Source organism: Deltaproteobacteria bacterium (assembly GCA_016875225.1).
Taxonomy (GTDB): Bacteria; Myxococcota_A; UBA9160; order SZUA-336; family SZUA-336; genus VGRW01.
Map to the genome: position 1 here is coordinate 1 of VGRW01000117.1, position 7,814 is coordinate 7,814.

The window sequence follows — 7,814 nt, forward strand, 5'->3', positions numbered from 1 at the left end:
CTTCGTCGATGAAGAAGGTCACGTCCGAACGATCCAGAGCGTCGCTGATATATACCGGAAGCAACAAACCCTGGTGTTGCTCGTACCCCTTGAAATCGCCTCTCTCACCCATCCTCGCCATGCTAGCTCGCGAGAGAGTCTTGGGTCAGGCTCCTAGCCGGCGCGCAGGTGCGCCAGGATCGCCCGGCTCACGCGCTCGGCGGCCTCGATCCCGACCGCGTGCCCCGCGCCCGGGACGAGCTCGAGCGCGGCGCCGGGAATCCTCCGCGCGAGGTCCGCGGCGCCCGGCGTGAGCAGATCGTCCGCGCCCGCGATCACCAGCGTGCGCGCGCGGAGACGGCCGAGATCGCCCTCGCGCGTCCCCGACCAGGCGCGCAGGCCCGCGGCCTGGCGCCGGAGCGTGGCGGCCGGAACCCGCGCGGCGGCCTCCGCGAGCGACTTCGCGGCGCGCCGACACGCGGCGGTGTCGGAGAGGAAATCCCCGCCGTACAGCCAGGGCAGGAGCATCGCAGCGAGCGCCTCCGGGCTCGCCTCCGCGGCGACGCGCGCCCAGGCGTCGACGACGGCGAGCAGCCGCGGCGTCGCGGTCGCGAACGGCGTGATCAGGACGAGCGAGCGCACGCGCTCGGGCCGCGACAGCGCGAGCTCCAGCGCGACCGCGGCGCCGAGGCTCGCTCCGATCAGGTGCGCCGGCGCCTCGAGCAGCGCCGCGGCGTCCGCTGCGGCGCTGGCCACGTCGTCGCGCTCCGCCTCGGCCGCGCTGGAGAAGCCGACGCCGCGCGGATTCACGCCGCGCACGCGGTGGGTCTGCGCAAGCCACGGGATCTGCGGGCCGAACGCGGAGACGTCCGAGCCGAAGCCGGGCAGCAGCAGCACCGTCTCGCCCGCGCCCTGGCTCGGAACCTCGAGCCGGATTCCCGGCGCGACGAGGACGCGCTCGCCGATCTGAGCCGCGAACGCCTCGACGTCCTCGACCGTGACGCGACCGTTCGGCCCGCTGCCGGACACGCGGTCGAGATCGATGCAGAGATCGCGCGCGCGCTTCCTGGCGGCGGGAACCACGGGTCGCTCGGCCGGCCGCGGCAGCGCGCCCGAGGAACCGCCCGCGCTCGGCGCCGGCGCGGCCGCGCCCGGAGGCCGTGCGCCCGCGGCGGGTCGCGTCTCGGCGCGCTCGTTCTGGCTGCGGAACGCCTCCGGGTCGAAGGCCTCGTCGCCGCTCTCGGTGATCGCCGCGAGGAACGTGCCGCAGGGAACGAGCGCGTCCGGCTCGACGTACAGGTGGCGAATCACTCCGCTCGCCGGAGCCTCGATCTCGACCTCGGTCTTCTCCGACTCGATCCGCAGGATGATCTGTCCCTTCGCGACGCGGTCGCCCGGACGCACGCGGTACTCCAGCACCGTCCCTTCGCGCATCGTCATTCCGAGCTTCGGCATCGCGACCGCGTGCGGCATTCGCACTCCTCGACCCGTACAATGCCAGAAGCGGGCTCGGAGGATCAGGCATGAATCTCGGTCGCGAAGAACTCGTGCACGTCTATCGCCAGATGCGGACGATCCGCGGCTTCGAGGAGAAGCTCGTCGAGCTGGTCGGCGCGGGGCGCCTGGCCGGGTTCCTCCACCTGTACGCGGGTGAAGAGGCGGTGGCGGTCGGCGTCTGCTCGCATCTGGGCGATCGCGACATCGTCTCGTCCACGCACCGCGGCCACGGTCACTGCATCGCGAAGGGCGTGGACGTCCGCGGCATGATGGCGGAGCTGTTCGGCCGCTCGACCGGCACCTGCAAGGGGAAGGGCGGCTCGATGCACATCGCGGATCTCGACCGCGGCATGCTCGGCGCGAACGGCATCGTCGGCGGCGGGCTCGGGCTCGCGGTGGGCGCGGGACTCACGGCGAAGCTGCGCAAGACCGGCGGCGTCTCGATCGCGTTCTTCGGCGACGGCGCGAGCAACCAGGGCCAGTTCCACGAGGCGATGAATCTTGCGGCGATCTGGAAGCTCCCGGTGATCTTCGTCTGCGAGAACAACGGCTACGGCGAGGCGACCCCGATGGAGTTCGTGACCTCGGTGGTCGACATCGCCGAGCGCGCGCGCGGGTACGCGATGAACGCGGTGATCGCCGACGGCATGGACTTCTTCGACGTGTACGAGAAGGCAGGGCTCGCGATCGCGAGGGCGCGCGCGGGTCACGGCCCGACGCTGCTCGAGTGCAAGACCTACCGCTTCATGGGTCACTACGTCGGTGACAACATGGCGTACCGCTCGAAGCAGGAGATGGAGAGCTGGAAGCAGCGCCGCGACCCGCTCGAGCTCTTCGAGGGCCACGTTCGCGAGGCGGGGCTGGTCGACGCGGAGAGCCTTCGCGCGGTGGACGGCGACGTCGCTCGCCTGCTCGAGGAGTCGGTGGCCTTCGCGGAGGCGAGCCCGTTCCCGACGCTGGACCAGGTCACCACGGACGTCTACGTGAGGGAGCGCTGAGCGATGGGACGCAGCCTGCCGATGCTTCTCGCGATCAACGAGGCGATGCACATCGCCATGGCCAGCGACCCGGACGTGATCCTGCTCGGCGAGGACGTCGCCGGCGGCGGCGGCCGCGCGGACCAGGGCATCGAGGAGGCCTGGGGCGGAATCATGGGCGCGACGAAGGGGCTGCTGAAGCGCTTCGGCCCCGAACGCGTGCTCGACACGCCGATCAGCGAGATGGGCTTTCTCTCCGCCGCGGTCGGCTGCGCGGCGACGGGGATGCGCCCGATCGTCGAGCTGATGTTCATGGATTTCATCGGCGTCTCGCTCGACCCGCTGCTGAACCAGGCGGCGAAGCTTCGCTACATGCTCGGCGGAAAGGCGAGGGTTCCGCTCACGGTGCGCACGCTGGTCGGCGCGGGGCTGCGCGCCGCCGCGCAGCACTCGCAGACGCTGTACGCGATCACGACCGCCATACCGGGACTGAAGACGGTCTGCCCCTCGAACGCCTACGACGCCAAGGGGCTGCTGCTGGCGGCGATTCGCGACGACGATCCGGTGGTGTTCTGCGAGCCGAAGTCGCTGCTGTTCTCGGCCTGCGAGGTGCCCGAGGGCGACTACGTGGTGCCGCTCGGCAAGGCGAACGTCGTGCGCGACGGAACGGACGTGACGCTCGTCGGTGTCGGACGAACCGTACAGACCGCGCTCGACGCCGCCGGAATCCTCGCCGCGAACGGCACCAGCGCCCTGGTGCTCGACCTGCGCTCGCTTGCGCCTCTGGACGAGGACGGGATTCTCGAGGCGCTGGCGCGAACCGGGCGGCTGGTCGTGATCGACGAGGCGCCGCCGCGCTGCGGGATCGCCTCCGACATTGCTGCGCTCTGCGTCGACCGCGGCTTCGACTACCTGCGCGCGCCGGTGAAGCGGGTCAGCGCGCCGCACGCGCCGGTGCCGTTCAGCCCCGTGCTCGAGGACGCGTTCCTGCCCGGCCCCGAGCGCGTGGTCGCGGCCGTGCAGGAGATGGGCTGAGCCGCGGCCGGCTAGCGCGCGGCGGCGGTCCGCGCCTCCGCGGCCGGCAGCGCCGACGGATCCAGCCGCAGCACGCGCGGCATCTGCCCCTCGATCTGCCACGCCGGCATGTTCGAGTTCGAGGTCCAGACGCGGCCCTCGCGGTCGAAGTCGAGCTCGCGGGTGTAGGTGACCCGCGTCGGCAGCGGATAGACCGTGAAGCTCTCGGTGCGCGGATCGAAGCGCAGCAGCGTGTCGCTGTTCGTGCCGCAGATCCAGACCAGATCGCGCTCCCGGTCGACGTTCAGCGCGTACGGAGTCTCGCTTCCGCGCGGCTCGATCGGGATCTCCCAGGTCTCGAACTTCCGCGTCTGCGGGTCGAAGCGCGCCAGCAGCCCCGACGAGAAGCCGGGAATCCAGAGCTTGCCGTGCCCGTCGAAGCGCAGCCTGCGCGGCGCGGTGAAGGGCGTGTCGACGATCTCGACCTCGAGCGTTTCCGGGTCGATTCGCCCGATCCGGTGGGCGTTCAGCTGGCTGAACCAGATGCCGCCGTCGGGAGCGACGTCCACGCCGTACGGAACCGGCGCGCTCATGCCCTCGCCGCCGCTCGTGTCCGAGAGATCGAAGTTGCGGCCGAGCCAGAGGAAGAACGGCAGCGCGCGCGAGGAGAACTCCTGTCCCCAGGTCGGCGCGGGCAGCCGGATCCAGCGGTGCGAGCCGTCGCGCGGGTCGTATACACCGATGTGGTTCGACGCGGCGACGCTGTACCAGACGCGCCCCTTCGCGTCGAAGCGCAGCGTGTGCGGGTAGTAGCCCTCGTCGAGAGGGTGGATCGACCAGCCGCGCGTCGCCGGGTCGAAGCGCGCGAGCTGGTTGCCGAGCGCGAGCGTGATCCAGATCGCGCCGTCGGGAGCGACCTGCAGGGAATGCGGGCCGACGTGCGCGTTGGTGTTGGGCGGCGCCGGCGAGCCGGAGCCGCCGAACACCCCGCCGAGCGGAAGGTCGCCCTGCGGCACGTCGAAGCTCTCGCGCTTGCCGCCAGGCACGGACGGGTCGAGCCGGAAGAGCTTGTCCTGGGTCATGTCGACCGAGTAGATGCTTCCGTCGGGGTGGACCGCGAGATCGTGCTGCATCGAGGCGGGTCCGCCGAGCACCCACTCCTCGACCGCGGCCGAGCCGACCTCGCTCGCGGGCGGCGGCGCGAACTCGGGCGAGTCCATGTTCGCGGTCAGCGCCGCGACCGCCGTCTTCGGGTCGTACGCGGCCGTGAAGAGCTGCGGCACCTGCGCGCGCAGCTCGGGCGAGAGGCCCGCTCCCATTCGCGCCATCAGCGAGAGCACCTTCTCCCACTGCTCGTCGGGTCGCAGCATCCGCGTGGCCCAGTTTCCCTGCTGGTGGCAGTACGTGCACTGGCGCACCAGCTCCTCGCGCTGGCCGGGGTCGTCGAGCTTCGCGAGCAGGAGCGCGTACCAGCGGTTCGCGGGAAGCTGGCCCGCGACCGACGCCGGGTCGCGCTCGCGCTCGAGCACGAGATCGAGCGCCGCTCCGGACGTGCGCGGCTCGAGGCCCGTCCGCTCCAGATCCTTCCAGCCGATCCGTCGCACGCGCAGCGACCAGGGCCCCGCTCCGGAGGTCGCCGGCGTGCGGTAGCGGCCGTCGGCGCCGCTGTAGACGGTGAGCGTGTGCGGGGGATCGCCGTGCGTGAACGAGACCAGCGCGCCTGCGACCGGCGCGCCGTGCGCGTCCGCGACGCGGCCGCCGAAGACGCCCTGTCCCGACGCCGTTGCCGCAGCGGTGCAGGCTAGAATCGCGAGCGCGAGGGTGAGTCTCATGGTCTCGAAGCTTACACGTCGGCTTCTCGCGCTGCTCGGAGCGATCTCGCTCTCGGCCTGCGCCGGCAGTGGCGGTCCATCGCAGGCCGAGCGCGAGGCGCGCGCCGCGGAAGCCAACGCGCTGGCCGCGCAGCTCGCCGCGGTCGCTGTGCCTCCGCCGAAACCGGGCGAGGTCCGCGTGCGGCTCGTCTTCGGCGAAGCGGCCGATCTCGATCTGTACGTCACCGACCCGCGACAGGAGACGGTCTACTTCGCGAACTCGCCGTCGCGAAGCGGCGGCCGGCTGGAGCGCGACGTGCGCTGCGGCGAGCCGCCTCCGCGCATCGAGACGATCGAGTTCGCCGCGGCCGCGCCCGGGCGCTACCGGGTCGGCGTCGACTTTCCGCCCGAGGTCTGCTCCGAGGTGAAAGGCGCGGTCGGCTTCGTGGTCGTGTTCGAGAGCCACGCCGAGCGACAGGAGACGCGGCTCGCGATCCGGCCCGGCGAGTTCCTGCCGATCGTGCTCGAAGTCGACCTGCGCTAGCCGGACGGCATCGGCGTATCATCGCCGCAGTTCCCCAGCCGGAGCGACGCGATGCCCTTCGTCCAGCGCCCGCACACGAGCCTCTACTACGAATCCCACGGAGAGGGCGAGCCGATCGTCTTCGCGCACGGAGCCGGCGGCAACACGCTGATCTGGTGGCAGCAGATCCCGCACTTCGCGAGGTCGCGCCGCGTGCTCAGCTTCGATCACCGCGGCTTCGGCCGCTCGCTCTGCGAGCCCGGCCATTTCCACGCTCGGGAGTTCGCAGCGGATCTCTTCGCGATCCTCGATCACGCCGGCGTCGAGCGCGCCGCGCTGGTCTGCCAATCGATGGGCGGCTGGACGGGTCTGCGCGCCGCGCTGTCGCGCCCGGAGCGGGTTTCGTGCCTGGTGCTCTCGGGGACGCCCGCCGGCGTGTTCACGCCCGCGGTGCTCGAGGCGTTCGCGCGCATCGGCAGGCTCGCCGCGAGCGAGGGCGTGCGCGCGGCGCCCGCGCTCGCGCCCGATTTTCCCGCGCGCGAGCCCGAGCTCACGCACCTGTACGACCAGATCGCCTCGCTCAACCCCGTTCTTCCGCCCGGGGCGCTCGCGACGCTCGCGGAGGCGCGCGTCGAGCCAGCGGAGCTCGCGCGCTTCTCGGTGCCGACGCTCTTGATCTCGGGCGAGCACGACCAGCTCTTCCCGCCGACGGCGCTGAAGGACGCCGCCGCCCGGATTCCCGGCTGTCGCGTGGTCGACTTCGCGGGATCGGGGCACTCGCCGTACTTCGAGCACGCCTCGCGCTTCAACCGCATCGTCGACGAGTTCGTCGCGCAACACCGGACCGCGTAGCCAGGGAGACGCCATGCAGCAGCTGACCGGCCTCGACGCGAGCTTCCTCTACATGGAGACCGGCGGCCAGCTCGGTCACATCGGATCGGTCACGCTCTACGATCCGTCGAGCGCGCCGGGCGGCTCGCTCTACGACGTGATCCGCCGCTCGATCGCGCAGCGCATGCACCTGCTCGCGCCGTTCCGCCGCCGGCTCGTGCAGGTTCCGCTCGGGCTCGACCACCCCTACTGGATCGAAGACCCGAACTTCGACCTCGACTTCCACCTGCGCCACATTGCGGTGCCGCCCCCGGGCTCGAACCTGCAGCTCTCGGAGCTCGTCTCGCGCATCCACGGCCGGCCGATGGACCGCGAGCGCCCGCTCTGGGAGGTCTACGTGATCGAGGGGCTCCAGAACGGGCTCGTCGCGCTGTACATCAAGATCCACCACTGCACGATCGACGGCGTCTCGGGCGCCGAGCTGACCTCGACGCTCCTCGACGCGTCGCCGACCGGAAGTGCCGTAGCGCCGCCGGAGCAGGCATGGACGCCGGACGAGATCCCCGGAGAGCTCGACATGCTGCGGCGCGGGGTCGGCGCCGCGGTTCTGCGTCCCGGGCGCGCGCTGCGCTTCGCGGCGCGCGCCGCGCGAAGCCTCGCGCAGAGCCCGGAGATCGGGCCGCTGGCGCGCGACGCGATCGGCCTCGACCGCCTGCCGCTGGTCGGCGGGCTGTTCCGGCGCGGCGGCGATCAGGTCGACGCCCCGCTGATACCGCAGACGCGCGCGCCGAAGACGCCGTTCAACCGCTCGATCACGCCGCACCGCCGCTGGTCGTTCTGCTCGATCCCGCTCGCCGACGCCAAGCGGGTGAAGAGCGTCTTCGGCACGACACTGAACGATGTCGTCATGGCGGCGAGCTCGGGCGCGCTGCGCCGCTACCTGGAGCGGCGGGACGCGCTGCCCGAGGATCCGCTGATCGCGATGGTGCCCGTCTCGGTGCGCTCGTCGGGCGAGAAGTCGAGCTACGGCAACCGCGTCTCGAGCGTGCTCGCGGATCTGGCGACGAACGAGAAGGATCCCGCGCGCCGGCTGCTGCGCATCCACGAGTCGATGAAATCGGCCAAGCGCATGCAGCAGGCGATCCCGGCGAATCTGCTCCAGGACTTCAGCCAGTTCGCCAC

Annotated in this window: 7 protein-coding genes; 5 read left to right on the top strand and 2 right to left on the bottom strand. The window is 71.7% G+C overall.

The annotated features are described in order from the left end of the window. Positions 1-153: 153 nt before the first annotated feature. Positions 154-1,452 (bottom strand): alpha/beta fold hydrolase, encoded by a 1,299-nt coding sequence (locus FJ108_17165; protein MBM4337620.1) that lies wholly within the window; start codon positions 1,450-1,452, stop codon positions 154-156. Between the two features lie 50 nt (positions 1,453-1,502). Here FJ108_17165 and FJ108_17170 point away from each other — a divergent pair, with 50 nt between their 5' ends. Then, a complete protein-coding gene (locus FJ108_17170) occupies positions 1,503-2,474 on the top strand; it encodes a thiamine pyrophosphate-dependent dehydrogenase E1 component subunit alpha (protein MBM4337621.1) in 972 nt (323 codons plus the stop codon). 3 nt (positions 2,475-2,477) lie between these two features. After that, positions 2,478-3,488: an alpha-ketoacid dehydrogenase subunit beta gene (locus FJ108_17175; GenBank protein MBM4337622.1), complete on the top strand. Its 1,011-nt coding sequence runs from the start codon at positions 2,478-2,480 to the stop codon at positions 3,486-3,488. An 11-nt stretch (positions 3,489-3,499) separates the two neighbouring features. Here FJ108_17175 and FJ108_17180 read toward each other — a convergent pair whose 3' ends face one another. Further along, entirely contained in the window at positions 3,500-5,299 is a 1,800-nt protein-coding gene (locus FJ108_17180) for a hypothetical protein (protein ID MBM4337623.1), read from the bottom strand. Between FJ108_17180 and FJ108_17185 the strand changes: the two genes are divergently transcribed. From FJ108_17185 to FJ108_17195, 3 genes are all read left to right on the top strand, one after another. Further along, the gene (locus FJ108_17185; protein ID MBM4337624.1) at positions 5,289-5,822 is read left to right on the top strand and encodes a hypothetical protein; all 534 of its coding nucleotides are present in this window, start codon (positions 5,289-5,291) and stop codon (positions 5,820-5,822) included. The two genes, FJ108_17180 and FJ108_17185, sit on opposite strands and share 11 nt — an antisense overlap. Before the next feature lie 51 nt (positions 5,823-5,873). Beyond that, complete coding sequence (locus FJ108_17190) at positions 5,874-6,653, top strand: alpha/beta hydrolase (GenBank protein ID MBM4337625.1); 780 nt, start codon at positions 5,874-5,876, stop codon at positions 6,651-6,653. A gap of 13 nt (positions 6,654-6,666) precedes the next feature. Next, a partial coding sequence (locus FJ108_17195) for a wax ester/triacylglycerol synthase family O-acyltransferase (protein ID MBM4337626.1) occupies positions 6,667-7,814 on the top strand: 1,148 nt, incomplete at its 3' end.

Coding starts and splice junctions, on each gene's coding strand:
- FJ108_17165 (MBM4337620.1), bottom strand. CDS start 1,452: ATGCCGCACGCGGTCGCGATGCCGAAGCTCGGAATGACGATGCGCGAA.
- FJ108_17170 (MBM4337621.1), top strand. CDS start 1,503: ATGAATCTCGGTCGCGAAGAACTCGTGCACGTCTATCGCCAGATGCGG.
- FJ108_17175 (MBM4337622.1), top strand. CDS start 2,478: ATGGGACGCAGCCTGCCGATGCTTCTCGCGATCAACGAGGCGATGCAC.
- FJ108_17180 (MBM4337623.1), bottom strand. CDS start 5,299: ATGAGACTCACCCTCGCGCTCGCGATTCTAGCCTGCACCGCTGCGGCA.
- FJ108_17190 (MBM4337625.1), top strand. CDS start 5,874: ATGCCCTTCGTCCAGCGCCCGCACACGAGCCTCTACTACGAATCCCAC.